This is a genomic window from Paenibacillus sp. FSL H7-0331 (genome assembly GCF_001956045.1).
Map to the genome: position 1 here is coordinate 121,844 of NZ_MRTH01000005.1, position 25,349 is coordinate 147,192.

Annotated in this window: 25 protein-coding genes and 1 riboswitch; of the genes, 20 read left to right on the forward strand and 5 right to left on the reverse strand. The window is 45.9% G+C overall.

The window, feature by feature from the left end; genetic code table 11:
- Positions 1–13: 13 nt before the first annotated feature.
- Positions 14–826: a 5-deoxy-glucuronate isomerase gene (gene iolB / locus BK127_RS09250; RefSeq protein ID WP_076229750.1), complete on the forward strand. Its 813-nt coding sequence runs from the start codon at positions 14–16 to the stop codon at positions 824–826.
- Positions 827–1,050: 224 nt separating this feature from the next.
- Here iolB and BK127_RS44485 read toward each other — a convergent pair whose 3' ends face one another.
- Complete coding sequence (locus BK127_RS44485; protein WP_218639008.1) at positions 1,051–1,176, reverse strand: YjcZ family sporulation protein; 126 nt, start codon at positions 1,174–1,176, stop codon at positions 1,051–1,053.
- A gap of 345 nt (positions 1,177–1,521) precedes the next feature.
- Between BK127_RS44485 and BK127_RS09260 the strand changes: the two genes are divergently transcribed.
- From BK127_RS09260 to BK127_RS09315, 12 genes are all read left to right on the forward strand, one after another.
- A complete protein-coding gene (locus BK127_RS09260) occupies positions 1,522–2,049 on the forward strand; it encodes a YfiT family bacillithiol transferase (protein WP_076229752.1) in 528 nt (175 codons plus the stop codon).
- A 307-nt stretch (positions 2,050–2,356) separates the two neighbouring features.
- Positions 2,357–3,370 (forward strand): response regulator transcription factor, encoded by a 1,014-nt coding sequence (locus BK127_RS09265; RefSeq protein ID WP_076229753.1) that lies wholly within the window; start codon positions 2,357–2,359, stop codon positions 3,368–3,370.
- On the forward strand, positions 3,367–5,166 hold the full coding sequence (locus BK127_RS09270; protein ID WP_083689203.1) for a sensor histidine kinase: 1,800 nt from the start codon (positions 3,367–3,369) through the stop codon (positions 5,164–5,166). The genes BK127_RS09265 and BK127_RS09270 overlap by 4 nt, the downstream gene beginning before the upstream one ends.
- A 101-nt stretch (positions 5,167–5,267) precedes the next feature.
- Positions 5,268–6,797: an extracellular solute-binding protein gene (locus BK127_RS09275; RefSeq protein WP_076229754.1), complete on the forward strand. Its 1,530-nt coding sequence runs from the start codon at positions 5,268–5,270 to the stop codon at positions 6,795–6,797.
- Between the two features lie 65 nt (positions 6,798–6,862).
- The gene (locus tag BK127_RS09280; protein WP_076229755.1) at positions 6,863–7,822 is read left to right on the forward strand and encodes an ABC transporter permease; all 960 of its coding nucleotides are present in this window, start codon (positions 6,863–6,865) and stop codon (positions 7,820–7,822) included.
- Between the two features lies 1 nt (position 7,823).
- A complete protein-coding gene (locus BK127_RS09285; protein ID WP_076229756.1) occupies positions 7,824–8,693 on the forward strand; it encodes a carbohydrate ABC transporter permease in 870 nt (289 codons plus the stop codon).
- A 328-nt stretch (positions 8,694–9,021) separates the two neighbouring features.
- Positions 9,022–9,483 (forward strand): VOC family protein, encoded by a 462-nt coding sequence (locus BK127_RS09290; RefSeq protein ID WP_076229757.1) that lies wholly within the window; start codon positions 9,022–9,024, stop codon positions 9,481–9,483.
- 36 nt (positions 9,484–9,519) lie between these two features.
- A complete protein-coding gene (locus BK127_RS09295) occupies positions 9,520–10,032 on the forward strand; it encodes a VOC family protein (protein ID WP_076229758.1) in 513 nt (170 codons plus the stop codon).
- Positions 10,029–10,727, forward strand: coding sequence for an SDR family oxidoreductase (locus BK127_RS09300; protein WP_076229759.1), 699 nt, complete (start codon positions 10,029–10,031; stop codon positions 10,725–10,727). The genes BK127_RS09295 and BK127_RS09300 overlap by 4 nt, the downstream gene beginning before the upstream one ends.
- 36 nt (positions 10,728–10,763) lie before the next feature.
- Positions 10,764–11,420, forward strand: coding sequence for a ThuA domain-containing protein (locus BK127_RS09305; RefSeq protein WP_076229760.1), 657 nt, complete (start codon positions 10,764–10,766; stop codon positions 11,418–11,420).
- Positions 11,421–11,448: 28 nt separating this feature from the next.
- Complete coding sequence (locus BK127_RS09310) at positions 11,449–12,174, forward strand: SDR family oxidoreductase (protein WP_076229761.1); 726 nt, start codon at positions 11,449–11,451, stop codon at positions 12,172–12,174.
- 131 nt (positions 12,175–12,305) lie between these two features.
- Complete coding sequence (locus tag BK127_RS09315) at positions 12,306–12,722, forward strand: J domain-containing protein (RefSeq protein ID WP_076229762.1); 417 nt, start codon at positions 12,306–12,308, stop codon at positions 12,720–12,722.
- Positions 12,723–12,799: 77 nt separating this feature from the next.
- Here the strand turns inward: BK127_RS09315 and BK127_RS09320 are convergent, their stop codons facing one another.
- Together BK127_RS09320 and BK127_RS09325 are read right to left on the reverse strand one after the other, a co-directional pair.
- On the reverse strand, positions 12,800–14,743 hold the full coding sequence (locus BK127_RS09320) for a TOMM precursor leader peptide-binding protein (protein WP_076229763.1): 1,944 nt from the start codon (positions 14,741–14,743) through the stop codon (positions 12,800–12,802).
- Complete coding sequence (locus tag BK127_RS09325; RefSeq protein WP_076229764.1) at positions 14,740–16,374, reverse strand: hypothetical protein; 1,635 nt, start codon at positions 16,372–16,374, stop codon at positions 14,740–14,742. The genes BK127_RS09320 and BK127_RS09325 overlap by 4 nt, the downstream gene beginning before the upstream one ends.
- Positions 16,375–16,702: 328 nt before the next feature.
- Positions 16,703–16,837: riboswitch (cyclic di-AMP (ydaO/yuaA leader) on the forward strand.
- A gap of 7 nt (positions 16,838–16,844) precedes the next feature.
- On the opposite strand from BK127_RS09325, the gene BK127_RS09330 reads away from it, so the two are divergent.
- Positions 16,845–17,672, forward strand: a complete 828-nt coding sequence (locus BK127_RS09330; protein ID WP_076229765.1) for a CAP domain-containing protein — start codon at positions 16,845–16,847, stop codon at positions 17,670–17,672.
- Positions 17,673–17,714: 42 nt separating this feature from the next.
- Positions 17,715–18,362: a cell wall hydrolase gene (locus BK127_RS09335; RefSeq protein ID WP_076229766.1), complete on the forward strand. Its 648-nt coding sequence runs from the start codon at positions 17,715–17,717 to the stop codon at positions 18,360–18,362.
- Between the two features lie 75 nt (positions 18,363–18,437).
- On the opposite strand, the gene BK127_RS44700 is transcribed toward BK127_RS09335, so the two are convergent.
- Both BK127_RS44700 and BK127_RS09340 read right to left on the reverse strand, forming a co-directional pair.
- Positions 18,438–18,560 carry a hypothetical protein gene (locus BK127_RS44700; RefSeq protein WP_256711237.1) on the reverse strand — a complete coding sequence of 41 codons (123 nt, stop codon included), beginning with the start codon at positions 18,558–18,560 and terminating at the stop codon, positions 18,438–18,440.
- A 272-nt stretch (positions 18,561–18,832) separates the two neighbouring features.
- Positions 18,833–19,633 carry a Cof-type HAD-IIB family hydrolase gene (locus BK127_RS09340; protein WP_076229767.1) on the reverse strand — a complete coding sequence of 267 codons (801 nt, stop codon included), beginning with the start codon at positions 19,631–19,633 and terminating at the stop codon, positions 18,833–18,835.
- A gap of 537 nt (positions 19,634–20,170) precedes the next feature.
- Here BK127_RS09340 and BK127_RS09345 point away from each other — a divergent pair.
- From BK127_RS09345 to BK127_RS09365, 5 genes are all read left to right on the forward strand, one after another.
- Positions 20,171–21,097: a carbohydrate ABC transporter permease gene (locus BK127_RS09345; RefSeq protein WP_076229768.1), complete on the forward strand. Its 927-nt coding sequence runs from the start codon at positions 20,171–20,173 to the stop codon at positions 21,095–21,097.
- A complete protein-coding gene (locus BK127_RS09350; RefSeq protein WP_076229769.1) occupies positions 21,094–21,918 on the forward strand; it encodes a carbohydrate ABC transporter permease in 825 nt (274 codons plus the stop codon). The genes BK127_RS09345 and BK127_RS09350 overlap by 4 nt, the downstream gene beginning before the upstream one ends.
- Before the next feature lie 78 nt (positions 21,919–21,996).
- Complete coding sequence (locus BK127_RS09355) at positions 21,997–23,373, forward strand: ABC transporter substrate-binding protein (protein ID WP_076229770.1); 1,377 nt, start codon at positions 21,997–21,999, stop codon at positions 23,371–23,373.
- Between the two features lie 40 nt (positions 23,374–23,413).
- The gene (locus BK127_RS09360) at positions 23,414–24,157 is read left to right on the forward strand and encodes a glycerophosphodiester phosphodiesterase (protein ID WP_076229771.1); all 744 of its coding nucleotides are present in this window, start codon (positions 23,414–23,416) and stop codon (positions 24,155–24,157) included.
- A 162-nt stretch (positions 24,158–24,319) separates the two neighbouring features.
- Positions 24,320–25,075 carry an MgtC/SapB family protein gene (locus BK127_RS09365; RefSeq protein ID WP_076229772.1) on the forward strand — a complete coding sequence of 252 codons (756 nt, stop codon included), beginning with the start codon at positions 24,320–24,322 and terminating at the stop codon, positions 25,073–25,075.
- Positions 25,076–25,349 lie beyond the last annotated feature (274 nt).

The window sequence follows — 25,349 nt, forward strand, 5'->3', positions numbered from 1 at the left end:
GGAGGGATCCACCATGTCCAAATTGATAGTTAAGCCGGAGCAGGCGCCTAACGCTGAAGGGACCGTTTTAACGGTTACACCTCAATCGGCCGGTTGGGAATATGTTGGTTTTGAAGTGCTGAAGCTGTCGGAGGGTCAGGTTGTGAAACGCGAAACCGGAGATCAGGAGGTATGCCTGGTACTGCTCAGTGGAAAAGCGGATGTAGCTACCCATAATGAGGCATGGCAGGGAATTGGGCAGCGGATGAGTGTATTTGAAAAGACACGACCTTATTCCGTATATGTGCCCAACGCTGATCATTACGAGGTTCGTGCATTGACTGCGGTAGAATTGGCGATATGCTCAGCACCAGGACATGGCAATCATACGGCGCGTTTAATCGGACCTGATCAAGTAGGCGCAGAAACCCGTGGCTCTGGCAGCATGGAGCGGCAGATTCATAATATTTTGCCAGAGCAGGAGCCGGCCGATAGCTTGTTAGTCGTGGAGGTATTTACGCCAGGTGGTCATTGGTCGAGCTATCCACCACATAAGCATGACCGGGATGCACTTCCTGATGAGTCACTGCTGGAGGAAACCTATTATTTCCATGTCCAGCCGGAGCAGGGCTTTGCGATCCAGCGTGTCTATACAGACGACCGTTCGCTAGATGAGACTCTTGTTGTTCAAGACGGGCAGACGGTACTGGTGCCTAAAGGCTATCATCCGGTTTCTGCGCCTCCGGGCTATGAGGTTTATTACTTGAATGTAATGGCTGGACCCAACCGGATTTGGAAGTTTCATAATGATCCTGATCATGCATGGCTCATGCCTAAACCACGTTAATTCTATACGTTGTTGAATATCAATATCACTGATGATTCATCCCATGAAGCATCGCTGTGCAGCTTGCAGAAGCTGACAGTGATGCTTTTTTTGAACGATATTTAAGAAGATAGAAAGCACGATTGATCATGTTCCCAATCACTCATCAAGACAGCAACCGATAAAGGAATCAAATCCTTTTACGGTTGCTGTCTTGATGAGTGATATCATTTTACAGGTTCATGTTAGATGAATGTTCTCGAAATAATAACAAGCAGAATGAAGAGAACAAGAATAACACCTGTAGTAGTTCCCAAACCAAAGCCAGCACAACTACCGCAACCTACACCAAGACCAGCGCCATATCCCATAGTTCCAACCCCCTTCCATTTAACCTTCTGTATGTTATGTTGGTTAGCGGCTTGCGGATTGGACTCATGGAAAATGTGTGTTTGGTAGGGAGTAACAAGTCGTTCCATGGTTGATAGATTTACATAAGCTATGGTGTGGGAGACAACGCCAACGGCTCCCATACAATCCCATAGATTACTCCCAAAATAGACGGTTGCCTTTATGGGATCGTCTATTTCCTTATGGGCAGCCTAAACGCGTAGCTAGCATTCGGTGACTGAAAAGTTGTACACTGTGTAAATAGTAGGAAACCATTTCTGTAATGAAGATGAGATCCATAATCAATAGATTGTAGAGGTGACAGTATGGACTTATGGTCTTATCCCTTGGGTACATTTAAACCGGAGATGCATCCAACCTCAGAGCACCGTGCCATATGGATGGAGGACATCGCTCATATTCCCACAGCGCTTCGACTGACGGTGCAGAACCTCAATGCTGAGCAGCTGCTGGTACCTTATCGGCCTGGCGGCTGGAATACCCAACAGGTCGTGCATCATGTGGCCGATAACGATATGAATGCTTTTATTCGTTTTAAAAGAGCTTTAACAGAGGAAGCCCCTGTTGCAGGTTCTTATCGTGAGGAATTATGGGCTGAGTTAAGCGACTATCAAGAAGCGCCAATAGAAACGTCATTGATACTGCTGGAGTCGCTTCATCAGCGATTTGTTGTCTTGCTTCGTTCATTATCACCGGAACAATTTCAGCGTACTTTTATAAGTCCGACTCATGGTATCATGACGCTGGATATCGCAGCTCAAAGATACGCTTGGCATGGGCGGCATCATATCGCACAAATCGATTCACTCAAAGAACGTATGGGCTGGATATAAGCCTCATTGAAATATATCATAGTGCTTATTGTCGTAAAAAGCCGTATTCTGCTTGGCCGATGGCTGTGTGGGATACGGCTTTTTGTGTTATTTTCACCCCAATTGGTACATCTTCAACCTAATTTACCCAAGTCAGTTACCTATATGTAATGTATCGACAAGTCACAATTCCGGTAGTAGGATATGGGTATTACAGCATGTTGTACACAGCGGCGTTGAGAAATACCAGTTGGTTGCGATGTGACGTTGAATGATGAATGCTCACGATACCAGCGTTCTTTTGAACGCTCTCAGGAGGTTTTGTTATATGTTTCAGGTGCTGATAGCTGAAGACGAAATATGGATTCGTGATGCAGTTGCAGAAATGGTCGAGCGACTTGCACCTCAATTTAATGTTGCAGGCGAAGTGGGGAACGGAGATGAGGCCTGGAGCTTTATTCAGGAGCATTGGCCGAGTATCGTAATCACAGATATTATGATGCCTCACAAAAACGGTCTTTGGTTATGTGAAAAAATCGATCAGGCTCATTTACCTATCGTTACGATTGTTGTAAGCGGTTACGATAATTTTCAGTATGCCAAGAAAGTCATGCGTTATGGAGTTACCGAATATTTATTGAAGCCGCTTGATGAGGAGGAACTGCACGGTGCTCTGAAGCGATCCATCCAACGGCTGGAGGGCATGTCCGAAATCCATGAAGGTGTACTTAATATCCAAAAGTTTGTCGAGCATTTGCCAGAAATGAGCCGGCACACCGTACAATCCGAGCTGAACAATTTGTTAACAGCCATCTTCAAGCTCAAGCTGACGACCCCAAGCTATCGCAAGAGCGTATTCGCTATTTTATCGTCCAAATTGAACGAGCTGCTGCAAGCATTTGGCACGCAGCAGACGCATATGTCCTTAGCAACTGAGGATGAGCAGGCGATTCGTAAGCACTTTACAGACCTCATACAAGCATGGATACTGATCTATCCCCAATATGCGGATCAAAGCGGTAATGCATCGATTAAACGGGTATGCGAATATATGGATGTTCATTATTTTGAGAATTTTGCTCTGGCGCGCCTGGCAGAGATGTCACATATGAGCATTTCTCATTTTAGTATGCTGTTCAAAAAAACGACAGGCCAGACCTGTTTAAACTATTTGAACCTGATTCGGATTCGTAAAGCCAAGGAGCTGCTGCAGGAGCCTGACTTGAAAATATATGAAATCGCTGATATGGTCGGTTATTCCTCGCTGCCCTATTTTAACCGAATTTTCAAACAAATTGTTACGATTACCCCAGTGGAATACAGAAAGAGAATGGGCCTATGAGAGCCTTCGTGATGCTGCGGAAATTTTCGATCAAAATGAAGATGGTGCTCGCCTTTCTCAGTGTCAGTGTATTATCGGTTCTGCTGCTGGGACTGCTGTCCAATTATTATTACAGCAAAGCGGTTGAAAAAGAATTTTTTAATATATCCAATGAGGCGACAGCACGTTTGAATTATCATCTCGATTACTATTATCAGCAGCTTCAGCAGTCCACACAGTACTTGATCCAGAATGATACTATTCAGGAATGGCTGATCAGCAAAAGCTATACCAATCTCGATAAGCAGAATGTGGAGAAGGAGCTGAGGAGATATCTGGCTCTGAATTATTCGGAGATTCAGGGCATGTTCATTATTTCCAAGTCGAATCAGATCGTGTCGATGGCACAGTATTTTGGCAAGCTGGATCGTTTTGAAGACGAGCCTTGGTATGGCAGGCCGGTATCCCCGAATATTATTATTCTTCCAACTCATACAGCCAAATATGAAGGAGCTTATGGGCGACCGGTCATGTCCGTACTGCTGCCGATCTATGATAAGGAAACGATAGAACTGATCGGGACTTTGGCAGTAGACATCTCTTTGCAGGAGATAGATCGTGCATTCAAAAGCTCGCAGCTGGCAAAGTCGGGGATATTTTTTATTTTGGCGGGTGATGATTCTATTGTGTACCATCCGAATGAGGAATTGAACGGGCTTCAAAAGAGACAGACTGAGCTTGCAGGCCTGAAGATTCCGGACAAGGGAGAGACCGCGATTCAACGGTTTCATGGAGACGATTATTTGATTGGCAGCTCACTTTCACCTGTAACCGGCTGGCGGATCGTATCCTTAGTCCCTTTTGCAGAAGTGGCGGTAGGCTTAAGCTCGGCAAGAATTTCGATGCTGCTGGTGCTCGCTATTATTACTTGCCTCGTCATCCTGGTGGTTCCATTATTGTCCAATCGTTTTGTCGATCCGATCCTTACCTTAAGAGGCTTGATGAGACAGGTAGCCAAGGGGGATCTGAGTGTGCAAACGGAATCAGTACCCGGCCAGGATGAGCTGCAGCAGTTGTTCCACAGCTTTAATATTATGGTCAAACGGCTGGATGAGCTGATTGTAACCAATTCGAATCTGCAGCTGAAGGAAATGCAGGCGCTGCTGAAGCAAAAGGAAACCTTGATCAAGGCGCTGCAAAATCAAATCAATCCGCATCTGCTCTACAATACGTTAGGCATCATTACGAGTATGGCCTATCTGGAGAAGGTACCGGTGATCGAGAGAATGGCCCGCAATCTGGCTGATGTGTACCGCTATACAGCTCAATTCACGGATATGGAAGTATATCTGGAGGAGGAGCTGGGGCAGCTTCGCAAATATTTGGATATTATTCATGTCCGTTTTCCGAAGCATTTCCAGAGCCGCTATTTTATTAATGAAAAGTTTATCCGCTGCCGCGTTGTGAAGTTCATTCTTCAGCCCATTGTGGAAAATGCCGTGAAATATGCGATTGAGCCGAGAGGCGGGGAAGGTGTCGTCATAGTTAGTGCGTACGATGAAGGGCGCGATCTGATCATCGAGGTTGCGGACAACGGACCCGGAATAGCGGACGCGGAATTACAAAGAATTACCGAGCAGTTGGAAATGATTTCGACCACCGTTGAGCAAAATTACACGCAGCAGGATTCTCTTGGGTTAGCCAATGTTCACGCGAGGCTGGTGCTGCAGTATGGCAATAAATATGGCATCAAGCTGAGCTCGTTCCCAGGACGAGGTGCTGTCGTATCGATTCGAATACCGATTCACCTCGAGTAAGTAAGATTGAATCGGAAATCATAGGATCAGATAATGTATTCGCTTTCAACATGCAGTATGTTGGTTATGTAAGATTCATATTGCCTGAGGGGGAACGTAGAATGGTTAAATGGATGAAAATATCCGCCGCAATTACACTGTCTGCCAGCATCGTTACAGGGTGCTCGCAAGGGGCTCCAAGTGGGAATGCAGCCGTAGACAAACCCGCAGATAGCAAGCCGGCTAACGCATTTAGTGAGAAAATCAGCATTAACATGATGTCAATCGCCTATGAAGGCGGCGCTTGGTCAGACAAACATCCGGTCATCGATGAATTAAATAAAAAGCTGAACATTGATTTGAAAATCCAATGGGTTCCATCCGACAACTATGTAGAAAAATTAGGTGTTATGGCGGCGTCCAATTCGTTCCCGGACGTATTCAGAATCAACAGCGCTGAGTTTTTGAAATGGCGCGATAAAGGCGTATTTCTCGACATTGCGCCGATCCTCAAAAACTATCCGAATCTAACGAAGGAAATACCGATGGAAACGTATGCTATCGGTAATCCCAAAGGTAAAATCTATGCCTTACCGAACTGGACTCCAGAATCCCGGGAAACCTTATTCATTCGTCAGGATTGGTTGACCAAGCTTAATTTAAAAGCTCCGACAACGACCGATGAGCTGTATGAGGTTGCCAAGGCTTTTGCCAAGAACGATCCGGACGGTAACGGCAAAGACGATACGATAGGTTACTCCATTGCGATCCAGAATAACAGAAGCTTCAGTCGTGCTGCCGATCCGATCCGGTTTGCCTTTGGACTCGCTAATAGCTGGAAAGAAGTGAACGGTGCTATTGTTCCATGGCAGGCACAAACGAAGGAATTGAAAGATTTCCTGGGCTTCATGAGCAGAATGTATAAGGATGGAATTCTCGATAAGGATTTTGCTATCAATAAAGGACAAGATCCGGATTTCAAATTTGAGGCCAATAAGGTTGGATTTACGGATGTTCCTGCCACCAATATTTATGATACAGGCCTTCCGAATTTGCAAAAGCTGGTGCCTACCGCTCAGGCAGTTCAGCTAGTACCGCCGAAGGGTCCTACAGGACTTCAAGGGAATACGACTTATGCCACAACCAATAAGGTTGTTATTAATGCCAAGATCGATCAGAAGAAGCAGGAACGCATTATGGCGTTAATGGATTATATGGTCACACCTGAAGGACATTCACTGATCACTTACGGAGTAGAAGGTATTCACTACAAGAAAACCGGTGAGAAATACGAGGTGCTTCCGGCATTCGAAACAGATCGTCCGATGTTGATTAACTTCTGGTTCTTCCATAAGCTTGATCCGCTTAACACTGTTAGACCATGGGAGGATCAGGAAAAGCCGAAAAAAGTGCTTGCTCTGTTCGACGTGAATAAGAAGTATGCGGTGCTCGACAAAGGAGCAGGGTTATTCTCGGAAACGTCTACCAAATCGGGAGCTACGCTTGACCAGAAGCTGATGAGCGAGATGGTAGCGATCATTATGGGTGAAAAACCTGTGGATGCTATCGAAGCAGCCGTAGATGCATGGAAGAAAAATGGCGGAGACAATATTATATCTGAAATGAACGAACAGTATAAATTGACGAAATAAGCAATGTGCATGCCTGTCCCGAAGAGGATCAAGCTGACATCATGCTAAGGAAAGGACAATGATGTATGAAAGCGATAAGTACGGAGAGCAAGCTGGAAGGCACCCTTTCATTGGCTAAGAACAAAAGGAGCTACCGTGCCTGGAAACGGGGGATTCCCCTCTATCTGATGATTTTCCCGGGATTGTTGTACTTTATCATTTTTAAATACATCCCCATGGGTGGGGTCCTGATTGCATTCCAGTCGTTTGATCCCTTCGACGGATTTCTTAACAGTGATTGGGTAGGCCTTGAGAACTTTCGCAAGCTGTTTGGGGAGCAGGACTTTACGCTGCTGCTCAAAAACACCCTGATTCTGAGTGGGATGAATTTATTCCTGTTCTTCCCGGCTCCGATCCTGCTCGCTTTATTGCTAAATGAGGTCAGGCAGGCATGGTTTCGCAAAATTGTGCAGACAGTCGTGTACATCCCTCATTTTTTATCGTGGGTTATCGTCGTCAGTATTACGATTCTGCTGTTCTCAGTACAAGAGGGCGGTGTCAACAAGCTATTGATGGAATGGGGCTTCGACCCGATCCAGCTGCTTACGGATCGTGGATATTTCCGCTATGTGTATGTATTTCAAAGCATATGGAAAGAGGCTGGTTGGAGTGCGGTTATTTTCTTCGCCGCACTTGCTTCCATCGATCCCACCTTATATGAAGCAGCCGTTGTTGACGGGGCGAGCCGTTGGCGGCAAATGTGGCATATCACGTTACCTGGATTAAGAACTACCATCATTATTCTATTCATCCTGAGGGTCGGCTATTTAATGGATACCGGCTTTGAACACATCCTCCTGATGCAAAATCCAACGAACCTGCAAGTATCGGATGTATTCGATACCTTTGTCTATCGTACCGGTATCGTGCAGGGAGACTTTAGCTATACAACAGCAGTTGGGCTGTTCAAATCGGTAATCGGGCTGTGTCTTATTATTGGTGCTAATCGGATAGCGAAGAAAGTCGGAGAGGAAGGGGTCTATTGAGATGAAAGCACATGATTTCAGAGGTAGGGCTCCTGTATACCAAACTGTCGTTTTTTCTTTGCTGGTTCTCGTTGTATTGATAGCTGTGGTTCCATTCCTGTATGTGCTGCTGGCTTCCTTTGCCACGAAGCAGGAAATTTTAACACGAGGTTTTTTTCTGATACCGAAGGTTTGGACGACTAACGCTTATGCCTATTTGATGGAAAACCGCAATTTTCTCAAGTCTTTTCAAAATTCGGTTGTGATCACAGCTACAGGAACGACCATTAGCATGGTGCTTACGACTTTAATGGCGTACGGATTATCCAAAACCTGGTTGAAGGGACGCAGAATTCTTAATTTCCTCGTTCTGTTCACGATGCTGTTCAGTGGAGGCATGATCCCGCTCTATCTGCTTGTAAGAGGCTTGGGCTTACTTGACAGCTATTGGGCTTTATTCTTAACTGGAGCGATTGCACCCTTTAATCTGATTGTGATTCGCAGTTCGTTCCAAAATTTCCCGATGGAAATTGAGGAGTCGGCGCGAATCGACGGCTGCTCGGAATTCGGTATGCTGTGGAGAATTGTGATTCCACTCTCGATGCCGGTGATCGCAACCTTTACCTTATTTTATACGGTTGATTATTGGAATTCGTACTTCAGCGCCCTCTTATATATTAACCAATCGGATAGATTGCCTATACAAGTGTTCCTCCGACAAATGCTGATTCAACCGAGTGAAAATATGGGCGCGTCCGTGGAAGGTCTGGAATTCAGCCCGGCTGTACGAATGGCTGCGGTTGTGTTCACAGCGGCCCCGCTGCTGGTCGTATATCCTTTCCTGCAAAAGTATTTTAACAAAGGAATGCTGCTTGGTTCGGTCAAAGGTTAGGAATTTACCTTACATCTGTAAGGATAAATATTTCCCCAATTAATCCGTCTTACAGAGTCCTGATCACTATGTAAAAGTACGATGAATACCAAAGACGTATTCAGAGTGCCCTAAATTACTACACTCAAAAAAGTAGGGTGAATACTGAGCGGAGTGGTCAGGGTGTTCCGGAGATAGCGCAGCGGTGCCTTTGTTCCCCGCTTTTTACCGCTAAATGGTTTATACAATCTGAAAATAGGGGAACAACAGCAATCGAAGGAACACCTTGACCGCGCAGCGACTCTGATTCACCATACTTTTAATCCTACCCTTAAAGGAGCTAACCATAATGGAAAAAAACTTGCTCGGCACGAACGTCATTGCACAAATCGGAATATTGGTTCATGACATTGAGAAGACCTCGCAGGCGTATGCCGACTTTTTTGGAGTGGAAAATCCGGGCTGGGCAATAACCGGAGCTGTAGATGTAGCTGAAACGGAATATCGGGGAGAACGCTCGGAAGCGAGAGCCAAGCTGGCATTTTTCAAAATGGGCTCGCTGCAGCTGGAGCTGATTGAACCAGATGAGCATCCAAGCACTTGGCGTGAATATTTGGATGAGCATGGAGAAGGTCCACATCATATCGCATTCAGGATCGAGGGCATGAAGGAGATCGTCACAAAGCTGGATCGCAACCAAATGCCTCTCGTACAAAAAGGCGAATATACAGGCGGAAGATATGCCTATATCGATTCTCTGGAGCCGCTCAAGATCATTATTGAGCTGCTGGAAAATGACAAGAAAAACTAGCCAGTATACATCATATAAACAGGAGGTTACGGGTATATGGAGCATATAGAGAATCATAATCTGATGAAAATCGGAATTGTTGTAGACGACATCGAAGAGGCAGCCAGGCATTATGCAGAGCTATTCGGAATCGAGATGCCAAAGATTCGGGTTCCTGATCCGGATCGTGTGCCTCAGCACACGGAAAGCGGATATACGTGGTATCGAGGTAAGTTCATCCGCGGACAGGTGAAGCTGGCCAACTTGCAAATGGGACCCGTGACTGTGGAGCTGTTGGAAGCGTATGATGAGCCGGGTCCTTGGAACGAGTTCAAACAGCTGCAAGGCCAAGGGGTTCATTTTATAACATTCACCGTTCCTGGCTTTGAACAGCATATTGATTTTGTAGAAAGTAAGGGCTATCCGCTGACGCATAAAGGTGAATACGGAAGTGGTCGATACAGCTATTTTGATACAATCGCCAAGCTGGGAGTAACCCTGGGTCTGCAGGAGCTGGGCAAACCACTGAATACACCCGTTATGCCGCAGGCAGGCGGTGAGCCAGCATGAATATAATCATTACTGGTGCAAACCGCGGTCTCGGCTTTCATCTGTCGACGATTGCGGCGCAGCGGGGCCACAATGTTATCGCTGGTATTCGCGCTGCAAGTCCTGATGGTCAGCTGCTTGAGCTGATCAACCGTTACCCCGGCCAAATCAAGGCTGTAGAGCTGGATGTCAGCCGTGAAGATACGGTTGCCCGGTTAGCAGAAACGCTGCGAGCAGACAATCAAGCTGTAGATGTAATCATCAACAGCGCTGCAATCCTGCTTGGCAGAGGGGGAACACTTGAAACCCTTTCGCTGGATGATGTTGCACAAAGCTTTGAGGTCAATTTGTACGGGCCGATGCGGGTAGTCAAACATTTGCTGCCCTTGATGCCGGACGGAGGCCAACGGATCATCCTGAACATATCCTCTGAAGCGGGAAGCTTGTCCAATGCTTATGGTGGAGATTATCCGTATGCGCTCTCCAAAGCCGCGATCAATATGTTTTCCAAGCAGTTGAAGAAGTATGTGAAAGCCAAAGAGATCCGCGTGTATGCGCTGCATCCGGGCTGGATCAAAACAGATATGGGCGGAGAGAAGGCTCCTGGAGATCCGTTGGAAAGCGCTATGGGCATACTCGATATTGTAGAAATGAAAAAGGAGATTGCTCCTGAACACTATTTCATTAATTTTAAAGGCGAACCGATGCCGATCTAACATTTATCTTGTGGCAAGGATGGAGGGAAACAGTAAATGAAGCTTATTTATGCAATCGTTGGAGATTACTACCATGCCGAGGAACCGATCAGGGAAGCTCTGAACCTGGCAATAAAGACTCTTACGGACAGCGGCTCCTATACTTTGGAGTACATATCGGCTGAGGAACTGACGGAGCGGCTGCAGACAAAACCGGCGGCAGTGATTCTCTTCAAGGAAGACAGGGTTAATCCCAAGGATGAAATCGTCCAGCATTGGTTAACGGAGCCAATATCGGCAGCTATTGTCCGTTATGTGGAAGAGGGAGGAGGCTTCCTCAACTGGCATTCGGGTCTAGCCTCTTATCCGCCCGATTCGGCATTTGTGAACATGCTGCGCGGTTATTTTATTTCCCATCCGTCCAAAAATCAAATGGTTAAATATCACGGTAAGGTTCCTTCAGACAACTCTCAGGGGACCTCGAAGGAAATTTCATTCGAAATTATGGATGAGCACTACTTCGTTAGCTGTGATGAAGCCAATACGAGCGTTTTTCTGAGATCGGAATCCATCGATGGCAGCTCGATTGCGGGCTGGCAGCATACGTCAGGTCAAGGAAAGGTTTGCTGCATAACTCCGGCGCATAACAAAGAGGGGCTGCTTCACGATAGTATGATTGAGCTGCTCAGAAGCTCGGTTCAGGCTGTACTGTGACTAAGGATGAAGCAAAGGAGAAACGTCTATGTTTCACGATAAAGTAGCTTTGGTTACGGGTGGGAGTCAAGGAATAGGGCTGGCTATTATGCACGCTCTGCTACGCGAAGGGGTTTTTGTTGCTGCGGTCTCCCGGGATGCCAATAACTTGAAGCAGGCTCTGGATTCAGTTGACCCCCAGTATCGGGATCAGGTGACTGGAATTCAAGCGGATGTGAGGAGCGAAGCGGAGGTACACCATGCCGTTCAGCAGGTCATATCGACCTATGGGCGTATCGATATCCTCATTAATTCGGCCGGGATCAGTATGCGTGAGAAACAGAATCTTCAGGATACGGATGTTACAGAATGGAACCGGATGATCGATATTAATTTAACAGGTACTTACCTGATGTGTCGTGAAGTCATCCCTGTGATGAAGTCACAGGATATGGGATACGTTATTAATATTTTATCAACGGCATCATTTCGAAGCGGCTCCGGGAATGGGCTGTATGTGGCATCCAAATATGGCGCACGAGCTTTAACCGAAACGATCATCGAAGAAAATAGACGTACCGGAGTCAGGGTGACTTCCATTAGCCCCGGAGCCGTGGACAGTACGATCTGGAATCATAAAACCGAGCCGATCACACAGGAAGAGCGATCCACGATGCTAAAGACCGACGATATCGCGAGCATTGTTGTGTATTTGGTCAATCTCCCGCCCCGTGTTCATATTGATAATATAACGGTAACCCCTTGGTATCGTTAATCAGATATGTATAGAGGATCACCTGACATGATGCATGCAGGTGATTTTTTCTGTACAGTAAATTTTTACATATTCCCTTGCATAATTTCCCTTCTGATTGCAGAACCTTTAAATCAAAAGGAGGGAAAATTATGCAGGATCGCAGACAGGCATGCGCGGTACTTGGCCTTACCGAGGACGCAATTGAGAAGGAAATTGAGGACCGATATTTTTTTCTGATGAAGAGGTACAAATACCTGGATGCAGATGAGCAGCCATCCCCTGGGGAGCCTATTTTTGCTAAAATAAATGAAGCGTACCGCTTTTTAATCGGGTACGCGCCGCTGCAGCCGGTTGTTTTTCGTGAGCTGGGTTGGAAAGACAAGGTTCAGCATGTTCGGGACAATTATATGATGGAGATTACGTATTCAGTTGTACTCGTGCTGTTCATATTTGCTGTAGGTGTAGGGGTTACCGAGTTATATTGGGCCTTCAAGGCAGGAACGAACAATATCGGCGTGTATTCCCCGACAGATTTGCCGATGTCCGAGCACGCAGGAAAGAAATAAATACAAATTAATCACATAAATAGTTAATAAGCCGCATCAAAGATGAGCGGCTTTTTCTTGTAGAAGCATTTACAAATTTATGGAAATGGATGCGGATATGGATTAAGCTGCTCCAATGTAAGAGGCTGCTTCAAATACCCAAGTTCTGCTGGTATACGCAGTACTCTCTCTAGTCCTGATAAGCGGGTAAGGTTATGTCCGAATGTCATCGGCAGCATGCCCGGAATGATCACTTTCACACCATGCAAATCGTTGCGTAATGTTTCGGGTGTTGTCTGATTGACGACAATAACATCCAGCTTCAATCTTTTGAACACCATAAGAATGTCCTTTAAATCCTCTGTCAAATCTGTGTGTGGGATCGTTACCTGCTTAAACGCTTCAGCGAACGTTTGTAAGGGCTGAGGGTTATCGAGTAAAAATCTCAGGCGCGATTCCGCCTGCGGCAGGCTGTATAATAAGGAGTGGTCCTCCATTTGGCGAACCTGGGAGGAATCTTCGAGCATATGCAGGTAGGTTTCGCGGTCGGCTTCAAGCTTCGTGCTAAGCGACCCGATCATGCCAGCGAGTTCATGAATAGCGCTTATCGCGGCTCTTATCGGATCCAGATGAGCGCCAGCTGCACATACGAGATTCGCTCCTGTTGGCCTGGTGTTCTTCGCTAATGCCCACACAGACGGAATTCCGTTCTCCATCGTAATGTTGAACAACTGAACCTCGTACCCTGCAACCGCCTGCAAACGGTCGACCATTAAGCGCAATTCCTTGCTATCAGTGGAATAGGGATCAAGACGTGGTACCGGAAGCTGTGCATACCAGGTCATCAGGAACGAATCGCGCTCCACAACCTCCAGAATACCATACAAAATAGCCTCCTCCATACTGCTGCCAAGCGCACATCCGTTGGAGGCTTCATTCACATAGCCTTCACCATAAGTCACACTATAATACGCCAGCAGCTCTGGAACGAGAATCGAACGTTCCTGCATAAACGAATAGCCCCAGACCCAATCGATGGGATGGTTCGGATGAAACGGTTGGAATGGAAAATCCTCCTGCGTATACTGCTCATCTGTATACACACCTACATCAACCGGATTGAGCGCTTGCTCTGCGAGATTGTGATAGGTGTCACGAATTACGGTTCGTTTACCGCGCGGTGCCTGACTGCAATATCGCTCCAACCCTTCCAATATCGCGGTCAGCGTGCTGGTCACATAGGAATGAGTGCGGCCTGCTGTCACCTCGTCTCCTGCAAACAAGAGAAGGTTGGCATGGACAGCGGCAAAGGGTGAAGCAAGATCTGGCTGATATACATTAAAAAGTCCGGTTCGGGAATCGAAATAATCTTTGATCAATACATCGTTCAGTTCGTTAACCGAACGACAGCGAAAGCTATCGGGACTGCTCTTAGGACTTGGCTGGAGCTTAATCTGGGCTATCGTAGCAGTATCATCGGGTAATTGACCGCACACGGGACATAGGGGGTCGGGTAAAAAAGAGTGTAGGGAGCTTTTCAAAGTTATCAAGTTAACGAGATAGATTCGCCCTTCCGTGAGAGCCAGCTTACCCTGCAGCACTCTCAGTACTTCTGCTTCAATTAGGCAGGATATGTGCAACAAGCCACCAAGCGAGATGCTGGATTTATCGGGGCCGTCCCCGTAAATTAATTTTTTCAGCTGCTGCTCGGACATTTCCAAATTGCGTCCTGCCATCTGATAACGCGTGTCCGCACATAACGAGCATCCCGGTGAGCCGGGTCGTACTAAGGGTCCGATCACGCCTTCATCACCAAGAACACAGACATTGATCCAGGGGATGCCTGTCGGCTGCAACAATTGTTCAATTTCGTTAATCAAGAAGGAACTGGCTTCATTCTGCAGAACAACAACCAATTGTGCCGCTTCCGGTACCCTCTCCTTGAAATCATTCAGGAGGACGATTGAATAGGAATGAGACATTCTCCGGTACACGCGGTCCGCAAGCCTTCCCTCTCCGACAATCGCGATGACAGATTTCATCGGGAATCCTCCTCTCTCACCAGAACGCCCCAAACCCCTACAAGCCCTTCTTTCAAAAAAGGCTCATTGGCCATATCCATTACATGGAGTCGCTTGCTATTGCGCGTCAGAATTTGCAAGGCAGCAGCCAAGATTTCAGATGATGTTCTCTCTTGTGTGGAAGGAATGATCAGGTGGGAAGGTTCTTTTGTTTCCAGTATCACAGAGGCTGCTACGATTCCTGACGGCGGGAGTATCAGTTGTGTGTTTGTTGCGAACAGCAGAGCTTGATGCAGCACGCTTCTTAAGGCCGATGTCGTATTCAAGCCTACATGACCATACCAAAGGCCGTTTATACCGACCCATACAACAGGAAAGCCGTACAATTCCATACCGAGACCGATCGTCGGCGCTCCCTGTATAAGGGTCAATGCCTGCAAATAGTATTTACAGCGTTCGTCTTCGACGTTATCTGGCAGCACTTGACGGATAAGAGGTTTCCGGTTGATCAACGATTTGGTCAATGTGTCAGTTAAGCAAATCAGCAGCCCGCGGCACACTCCTTCTGCGACCGTTTCACCCGCTCCGATACCAACAAACGGCTGAATTGCAGCCCCATTTTCATGAGCATACGGGTATGGAGGCAGTTCTGGAGTGAGTAAAGTAGACAATTGCTTTACATATGCTTCAATCCCGGCTAGTCCTGCATCCCGTCGTGCCTCTTCATGAGTCAGACCTGAGCGAATTACATCGGGTAGCAGCTTGGCAGGTCCTTCCGAGAGAGGATCAGCAACCTGAACACGGCACTGTGCCAACGGCAGCTGCCCCAAATCCCCTTCTTCCCAAGTATGGAAAATTCCTGCTGCGGATGAGGTTAGTCTGCTGAAATAGGAAAACCATCCATAGGGCTCTCTTTCCTCCTCAGTCAGCACATCGGGAATTTCGAATTCTTGTATATAGGCTGTACGATCAGGGGCTGTAAGGACTCCAGTAACGAGCGGATGGGGTACAAATGAATGCCAATCGCCTTCCAGCGTATTTAGATTAAGTAAAAAGAAAGCCTGCTGCGATGAAAATTCAGTCGCTCCCGACAACGCTTTTAGCCACTCAAACACCATGACGTTCGCCAGCATGGTTCCTGCCGTGGACGAGAAGTCAGACGAGAGGTGGGTGCTGCCAAGAGCAGCTTGGTGGAGCCGACGCCACGCAGACTCCCAGCAGCCCTCCATGTCCGGATGGACGAGCGGCCCAACCAGTCCTACTTGCTGTATACAGAATGCCGGCAGCAGCAGTTTCTGATGTACTTGGCAAACCGCATTCAAGTTCCGAAGTTCTTCGATATGAGTTTCCTGCGAGACGTACAAAATCGAATGAAAGGGTGCGACTGTCTCGTGCCATTCAGTTCTCCCGCTGCTATCCAGACAAAGTTCTTCTATGACTGCCATAGGATCTGTTAAACGAGCATGCTCGACCAATTCCTTCAGCTGTTCACGATCAGTAGGTACGGATTCAGTAATTAGTATGTGGAAACGGAGCCATCCTGATTCAAGCAATGCGTCAGCCAAAGATACCAAAAAAGGACCGCAGCCTATCGCCAACACCTTGGTATGAAGATATGGTTTTAAGGGGACGGACGATTCAGAATTTTTCATATCATCCTCCTGAAGGGTCAGGTTAAAATCTACATCCATACTTACATCTTTTATCGTATGTATGATCGTTTGTCCTTCATGCTAAATTTCGCACGTATGAAAAGGACAGACGAATGATAGCATTCGACCTGCCCTTTTATTGAGGATTCCTTGATCCATAATGATGAATGAAACATCGCCAATTTCTTCGGAACTCATCCAACTGTACAGCGGATATCCAATAGATTGGAAAACTTTGATCAGTGTACTTCGGGTTTTCCCATGTTAAGATGAAACTCTCTTAAAAAGACAGCGAGTTTCCAAGCTGCTCATCTTGTTTTTTTAAGAGACAAAATTCAGGCCGAAGCTTCTAATAGAGGCATGGGGGAACCTATTATTTGGGGTGAAGCCATATTCATGGCAGGGTCCTTACTCTTTGATCCGAACCCGTCAGCTAACCTCATAGGCCGCAAAAAGAGAGGATGTTCGAAATGGTTTTGAAGAAATCTGTATTAACTGGTTTACTCGCTCTGGGTACGATGGTTGGAGCCACGGCTGTTTCAGCTGCTCCATGCACGGTAACTACAGGTAACGATACGATGTCGGTGGTCGCCAAGCAGCAAGGAATTAATTTAAGTGATCTGCTTAAAGCCAATCCACAGATTACCAATGGCAATAACATTTGGCCTGGTATGGTATTGAATCTTCCTGGCATAGGCACAGGTCAAGGATTAGGCCAAGGAATGGGCTTCGGTTCAGGAACTGGCGCAGGTACAAACGTAGATACAGACACAAATGTAGATACTGGAGCAAACGCAGACACAGGTACTAATGTAGATACAGACACAAATGTAGATACAGATACTGGTGCAGGTACAAATACAGGAACTGGAACAGGTGTGGAAACAGGTTCAGGTACAGACTCTGCGGTTCAGCAAGGGACAACTGAATCAACCTTTGCCAGTCAAGTAGTTAACCTGGTGAATCAGGAGCGCGCGAAGGCAGGGCTGAATCCGCTGACTAGCGATAATGCATTATCAGCTATGGCACTGGATAAAGCGAAGGATATGTACAATAATCATTATTTTGATCATAATTCTCCGACCTACGGTTCTCCATTTGATATGATGAACCAGTATGGGATCAAGTATACGTATGCCGGTGAAAACATTGCTATGGGTCAAAAGACTCCGCAGGAAGTCATGACTTCTTGGATGAACAGTGAAGGACATCGACAAAATATTATGAATCCTAATTATACAAAAATTGGTGTGTCTTATTATAATGGCGAGTGGGTTCAGGAATTTATTGCGAATTAAGCATGTAACCCCTTTTGCCTAAGCGAAGGGAGATAACAACGGATGAAGCGAGTGAAAGCATTTGTTGTGGGGATCGCGCTGCTTCTTATGAGTCTGGGTACTGTGCATACGGACCAGGCTCAAGCGGCGGCTCTACTAACAAAGGGAATATCAAACGGAGATGTATGGGATCTGCAATTCCGTTTAAGAACAATAGGTTATGATCAACATGTACTGGATGGACAATTTGGTTCACAAACCTTAGCAACCGTTCGCCAGTTTCAAAAAGATTATGGATTAACTTCTGACGGAGTTGTCGGCGATCAAACGTGGAAATCGCTAAAAAACTATTCGTTAAATCAGGCCGAGTTGGATATTATGGCCAAAGTTATTTATAGCGAGGCTCGTGGTGAACCTTACGAGGGTCAGGTTGCTGTCGGAGCCGTGATCATGAACCGGATACAATCCGGTCAGTTCCCCAATAATATTCATGATGTTGTATTTCAACCGGGGGCATTCACGGCTGTCGATGACGGACAATATACGCTGACCCCTGATGCAACCGCATATTTGGCGGCGCAGGATGCTTTGCGTGGCTGGGATCCTACGAATCAGTCACTTTATTATTTCAATCCGATAACCGCTACGAGCAAGTGGATCTGGTCTCGACCCCAGACCGTAACCATCGGAAATCATATTTTTGCCAAATAAGAGTGTGAAAGACAGTAATCGATAAAGGGAGCGTGCTCCCTTTTCGGTCACTGTCTTTTTATTGTCTAACTCATATTAGAATGTTCTCAAAATAATAACAAGCAGAATGTACAGAACCAGAATAACACCTGTGGTAGTTCCCAAACCGTAACCTCCACAACTGCCACAAGAAGCGCCAACTCCACCTACATATCCCATAGTTCCAACCCCCTTCCATTTCACCTAATGTATGTTATGAAGGCAAAAGGCTAATGGATTGGACTCATGAAAAATGTGCGTTTGTACGGGAGGAACAAGTCGTTCCAAGATAGATAAATTGACGTATGATATGATGTGGGAGAAGCCGCCAACTGCTCCCATGCTAACCCATAGATCACCCCAAAAAAAGACGGATTCCTTCGGGAGTCCGTCTTTTCGTTATGATTCTCTTCATTAAAACGGCATTGTAACCTGCCTGCCGGTTAGAGCTATTAAGTTGTTTGCAGAACAAACTTCTCCACGACATGCTTAACTCCATCCTCATTGTTCGACAAGGTCACATAATCGGCAATTTCTTTAAGCGATTCCACGGCATTACCCATCGCCACACCAAAACCAGCGGCTTCCAGCATTTCATGATCGTTCCAGCTGTCGCCAATCGCCATAACTTCTGACATCTCATAACCAAACCGTTCAGCCAAAAAGCGGATCGCATGCCCCTTTGTACCTTCACGATTCACGATTTCAAGGAAGTGAGGCTTTGATTTCGTAATATGTACGAGATGACCGATTTCATTGCGAAGCTCTACCGCTACTTCATCCAATCGTCCGGGATCATCGATAATTAACAGCTTGGTTGATGGCTTATCCGCCAGCTCGTGGAACTCAGGATAGACCGTATAAGGGATCTTCGATAGTGCAGCATAATCTCTGCTTTTATCATTATCTGCTTGTACATACAAAATATCCTCTAAATATGTTTGCAGATGAAGCCCATTGCGCTCGCAATATGCAAAAATATGATGTGCCGCGTCAGTGGGAACTGTACGTTCATAAATCGTTGCGCCATCCTCGGAATTTTTCACCAACGAGCCTTGGTAGGTGATGAGCGGAACATTCAAGCCCAGCTGGGCAGCCATTTGTTTGGCGGATGCATACATCCGGCCGGTTGCCAATGTCACGGTAACGCCCTGCGCCAAAGCTTTTTCCAAAGCCCCCTTGGTTCCTTCGGTTATTTCCTTGCGGTCGTTGATCAGCGTATCGTCGATATCGATTGCCAGCATTTTGTACATCGTGGATCCACTCCTTTGTCTGTCTACGGCTCTTATTATACATGAGAAACAGGAACATCGCACTGGTTTGACAGTTGATTATGAATGACACACTACGGGTATCGGGAAACCAGACGATGCGGTAGGAAGCATGAACCAACGCTCATTCTTTCTATGAAATAAATAGACATTGGTCAATAAAAACGGCCAATTTGGGTACTATAAAAGTGTTTAAAAATTTAATATTAAGAAATTGTAAACGTTTTATTGACAAAATTGACTACTACCGTGTATGATAAAAACAAGTTAATAGTTGTGTAGGAGAATAGGAGATACACATAAACTGCTTGTTTTATAACAAAGCATTTTATGTGTTTTTTTATTCTCTAAATGTGTACCCGCGTTACCCAGAAAAGCTGAGTGACCGTGTCAGCGAACATCTGAGTATCGGGGCTCAAGGAAGGGAGCTTCAACTCGGCAGAGGGTACCATCTGTGAGTGAGATGGGAACGATCCCACAACTGATAAACGTAACTTTTCTAAGAAAGGGGTATGCAAATTGTCATCCAATGAAAGCGTTTTAATTAAGGCGGATAGTGCATTACTTAGAAAGAAAAAGTTAGGAGAAAACCTGTTAGCCTATTTGTTTTTGGCCCCTTCCCTGATTCTGTTTATAACCTTTTTATTTTACCCTATGCTGAAATCTGTATACCTTAGTATGACCATTACAGATCCTCGTGGAAGGGTCGTTGAGTTCGTCGGACTGGATAATTTCGCGGATTTGTTAACCTCAGGTCAATTTTATTCGAATTTGAAAGTAAGTTTACTGTTCATTTTGTTAACAGTACCTACTTCAATCATTTGGTCCCTTTTTTTGGCAGCGATCACGCATAACAAATTGCGTGGGATGAAGGTATTCCAGTTTATTTTTTCACTGCCTATTGTTATTTCTGTAGGTACCGGTTCAATTATCTGGTTTTTGTTGTTCCACCCAACTGCTGGTATGCTCAATTACTTTTTAAGCTTTATTCATATCGGTCCCATTCCGTGGTTAACCGACCCTTCCTGGGCACTGGTATCGATTTCCCTCATGACGATATGGATGAACATGGGCTTCTTGTTTATCGTATTATCCAGCGGGCTTCAAGGTGTTCCTGAGGAAATATATGAGAGTGCCAAAATTGACGGCTCCGGACCTGTACGGACATTTCTCCAAATTGTTTTGCCATTACTGACGCCTACGATCTTTTTTGCCCTAATTGTATCAGTAATTGGTGCTTTCCAGACATTTGGGCAAATTCACATTTTAACTAAAGGCGGCCCTATGAATTCAACCAATGTTGTGGTGTATTCGATTTATCAGGACGCGTTCGTTAATTTCCGTTTTGGGATAGGGAGCGCACAGGCTTTGATTTTGTTCCTGATCATACTGGCCTTGACCTTGTTCCAGTTTAAAGTTTTGGAGAAGAAGGTGCATTATCAATGATTGCAAAGAGAATCACACCGGTTATTCAGTACCTGCTGCTGCTTTTGATGGCTCTCGCGGTTTTGTATCCGCTGTTATTTAGCGTATTATCGTCCTTCATGACGGAGAAGGAAGTTTCCAACTTCCCGCCGCCCTTATTCCCATCCCAATTGTATTTAGGGAATTTCAAGCAGGCAATCGAAAGCTTTCCCATTATCCGTTTCATTTTGAACAGCTTTATCGTGTCATCGGCAATCATGGTGAGCCAGGTCATTACATCAAGCTTAGCCGCCTATGCCTTTTCCTTCATGAAGTTCAAAGGGAAAAACGCGTTGTTTGCGATCTTTCTCGCTACTATGATGATTCCTTGGGAAGTCACGATTATTCCGAATTACCTGACGATTAAAAGCTGGGGTTGGATGGACAGCTATCAAGGTTTGATTGTGCCTTTTATGGCGGGAGCATTCGGTGTATTTCTACTTCGCCAATTTTTTCTGCAGCTGCCAAACGAGCTGTTCGATGCATCAAAAATCGACGGGTGCGGACACATTAGAAACTTTTTCTCGATTGTTCTTCCGCTTTCGAGACCGGCTCTTTCAACCCTTGGGGTTTATGTTTTTCTGACGCATTGGAACCACTACTTATGGCCACTGCTAATTACGAATCGACCTTCCATGAGAACGGTGCAAATCGGTGTCGGTATGCTCCAGCATGCTGAGGTTATGTCGTGGAACCTTATCTTGGCAGGTGTTACCTTGGTGCTTTTACCTTCTTTTCTTTTACTGGGTATGGGCGTTAAGCAGCTGGTAGGCGGAATTACCGCAGGAGCCGTAAAAGGATGATCCAGACTTTAATGATCCGGCTGTTACCATCAGGCCTATCATATATGTAATCATTTTGATTGAGGAGAGGGAAAAACGATGAGAAAAAAAGGGTTTACGGGCTTACTAATGGCTTCCATTATGATTTTTCTAGCTGGATGTAACGTAAATATGGGTGAAGGCGACGGTGCTAAAAAAGCAACAGAAGCACCCAAGGCAGGCGAAAGCAAGGCCAGTAGTGCTCCGAAAAAAGTCGTATTCTGGCATGCTATGGGCGGATCGAATACGAAGGTTGTTGAGCAGTTGGTGACCGATTACAACTCATCCCAGAATAAAGTCCAGGTAGAGGCTGTGTATCAGGGCAGCTACGACGACCTGCTCAGTAAGCTGAAAGCTTCGATGGGCACGAATGAGGGCCCTTCCGTTGTCCAGATGTATGAAATCGGAAGCCGCTTTATGATCGATTCCAAGGCGATTACGCCGATGCAAAATTTCATTGATGCCGATAAATGGGACATTTCGCAGCTGGAGCCGAATATTGCTGGTTACTACACGTTGGGTGGCAAGCTGTATTCGATGCCTTTCAATACGTCTAATCCTATCCTGTACTACAATAAAGATTTGTTCAAAGCAGCTGGTCTTGATCCCGCCAAACCTCCAAAGACATACGAGGAGTTGAAAACAGCGGCCGATGCTATTACGAAATCCGGTAAAGCTACCGGTGCCAACTTTGCGATTTATGGCTGGTTTATCGAGCAGTTCTTCGCTAACCAGGGAGCCGAATATGTAAACAACGGGAATGGCAGAACTTCGCCGGCTACAGAATCGCTGGTGAACTCGGATGCAGGGGTGAAGACATTGACCTGGTGGAAGGACCTTGTCGATACGAAAGCCGCCAACAACCTGGGACGTAAAACAGATGATTCCAAAAAAGCATTTTCGGCTGGGCAAGTGGGTATGATTCTGGAATCCACAGCAGCACTTAAAGGGCTTGTAGACAGTGCGGCCGGTAAATTCGAGGTCGGAACCGGATACCTGCCTAAACCTGCGGATGCCAAAGAAGGCGGCGTCGTTGTCGGTGGAGCGAGCTTATGGATGATGAATAATAGACCGGATGATGAGCAAAAGGCGACCTGGGATTTCATTAAATTCCTGACATCACCTAAAGAGCAAGCCTACTGGCATATCAACACCGGGTACTTCCCAATCACTAAAAAGGCTTATGATGACGATACGGTTAAAGAAAACCTGAAAAAGTTCCCGCAATTCCAGACCGCTATTGATCAGCTGCACCAAACCAAGCTGAACACGGCTACACAAGGCGCAGTCATCGGTGTATTCCCTGAAGCCAGACAAATCGTCGAAGGTGCGATCGAAGAGGTGCTGAACAACAAGAAGTCACCTAAGGAAGCTTTGGATGGAGCCTCCAAAGAGATCAGTTCGAAAATTCAACAATACAACAAAACGGTAAAATAAAACGAAAGGGGGCTGCGGCCCCTACCAGAAAGGGTAAAGTATGTCGAACAATAAACCTATGATTATTGCACATAGAGGAGCAAAAGGGATGGCCCCGGAGAATACTCTGGGTGCCTTCCAGCTTGGTTTGGATCAAGGATGTGAAGGAATCGAACTGGATATTCATTTGACCGCTGATGGTGAAATCGTAGTATGCCACGACCTGACCTTAGATAGGACGACCAACGGCAAAGGCCGTATTATGGAGAAGAAGCTGTCAGAAATCAAAACCTTGGACGCGGGCTCCTGGTTTGGAGACGAATATAAGGGAGAGACCATTCCGACCTTGAATGAGGTTATGGACCTTGTGCCCGATTGGATCATGATCAATGTGGAAATTAAGTATGCATACGAAGGTCAAATCGAGCATAAACTGTTAGACTTACTGAAGCAAAGAAGTCGCCTGAATAACGTTGTTATTTCATCCTTCGACCATAAGTGTGTGAGGCGGATTAAGCTGTTGGAGCCCAAAGCCAAAATCGGATTGCTGTATCAATCCAATTTATTGGACCCGACTGCTTACGCACGCAGCTTTGATGTGGATGTATATTCGCTCCACCCTTATTATCAACTGTTGGATGCAGAGGATGTACAGAAAGCCACAGAGAGTGGACTTTATGTATATCCTTATACAGCGAACGCAGAAAGTGATCTGCTAAGATTGACTCAAATCGGGGTTTCCGGGATTATTACAGACTATCCTGGCCGATTGGGTGCGCTATACCAAGGCAGGGAATCGCAATAACCTAATAATCTGTGACAGGCCCCCAAAAACGTTGCCCTTATTATGTAGACAATGTTAAAATCACTCTTAATTACGAAAAAGCCTGATCCAAATATTAACTGGACACAGGCTTTTTTAGCTATGTGGCGTTAACCATTTCACCAAGAGAGGAGACTGGATTTGATGAGTGTTTGGGAAATAAGTCATTGGGAACTAGTCGTTCGAATGATATTGGCAGTAGTCCTGGGTGGTTTAATCGGTATTGAAAGAGAATGGAGTAATCATGCAGCGGGCTTTCGCACGCATATCTTGGTTTGTCTGGGGTCCGCTACCATCATGCTTTTATCCAGCTACGGTTTTTCTCAGTTTGCCAATGAATACAATGTGAGAATGGATCCCGCTCGTTTGGCGGCACAAGTCATTAGCGGTATTGGTTTTCTGGGTGCCGGGGCGATCCTTCGTAATGGAAATATGATCAAAGGACTGACAACAGCCGCATCGGTGTGGGTTGTTGCTGCAATCGGTTTGAGTGTGGGCGCCGGTTTTTATATGGGTGCCTTGCTGTGTACGTTTCTTGTATTGATCAGCTTGTTTTTGCTGAATAAATGGGAAAAACATTTGCTTCGCAATCGAAGATACCACGAGGTGGGTATTCATATCATCGACAATCCAGGCTCGCTCGGCAAGATTGCGACGATCTTGGGGGATTACGATCTTGCCATCGTTAATTTGAAAATGATACCGAACGAAAGTACGCCGGACGATCCATTAGCAGTGCCCTCCATGCAAATCCTGTTCAGCTTGAAAATTCAAAAGCAGGAGAATCTGGTTATTGCTCTGGAGCATATCGCGAAGCTGGACGTCGTTCTTTCGTTAGAGTCTCAACATATAACTTCTATTAAAAGCACTGGGTCCAAAATGAGTGTTTTTTCCGAATAAGCTTAAGACTGGACATTGTCCAGAACCATTCATGCACTCTTCCAAGGATGAAGTCACATCTTTAGGAGGAGTGCATTTTTATGTACAATCGTATTCAATTTATGTGATAGAATGCTATCTAATGGAGCATTTCTATAAAAAATCGCAAGTGACATGAGAAGTTTTTTTACTGTTCCGCATAACCGACCTTTATAACCGTGCTACTAACTGAACGGAATTATGTCTATCACAGAAACAAGTCTATTGTTGAACTAATATCCTGTCGCTATAATTA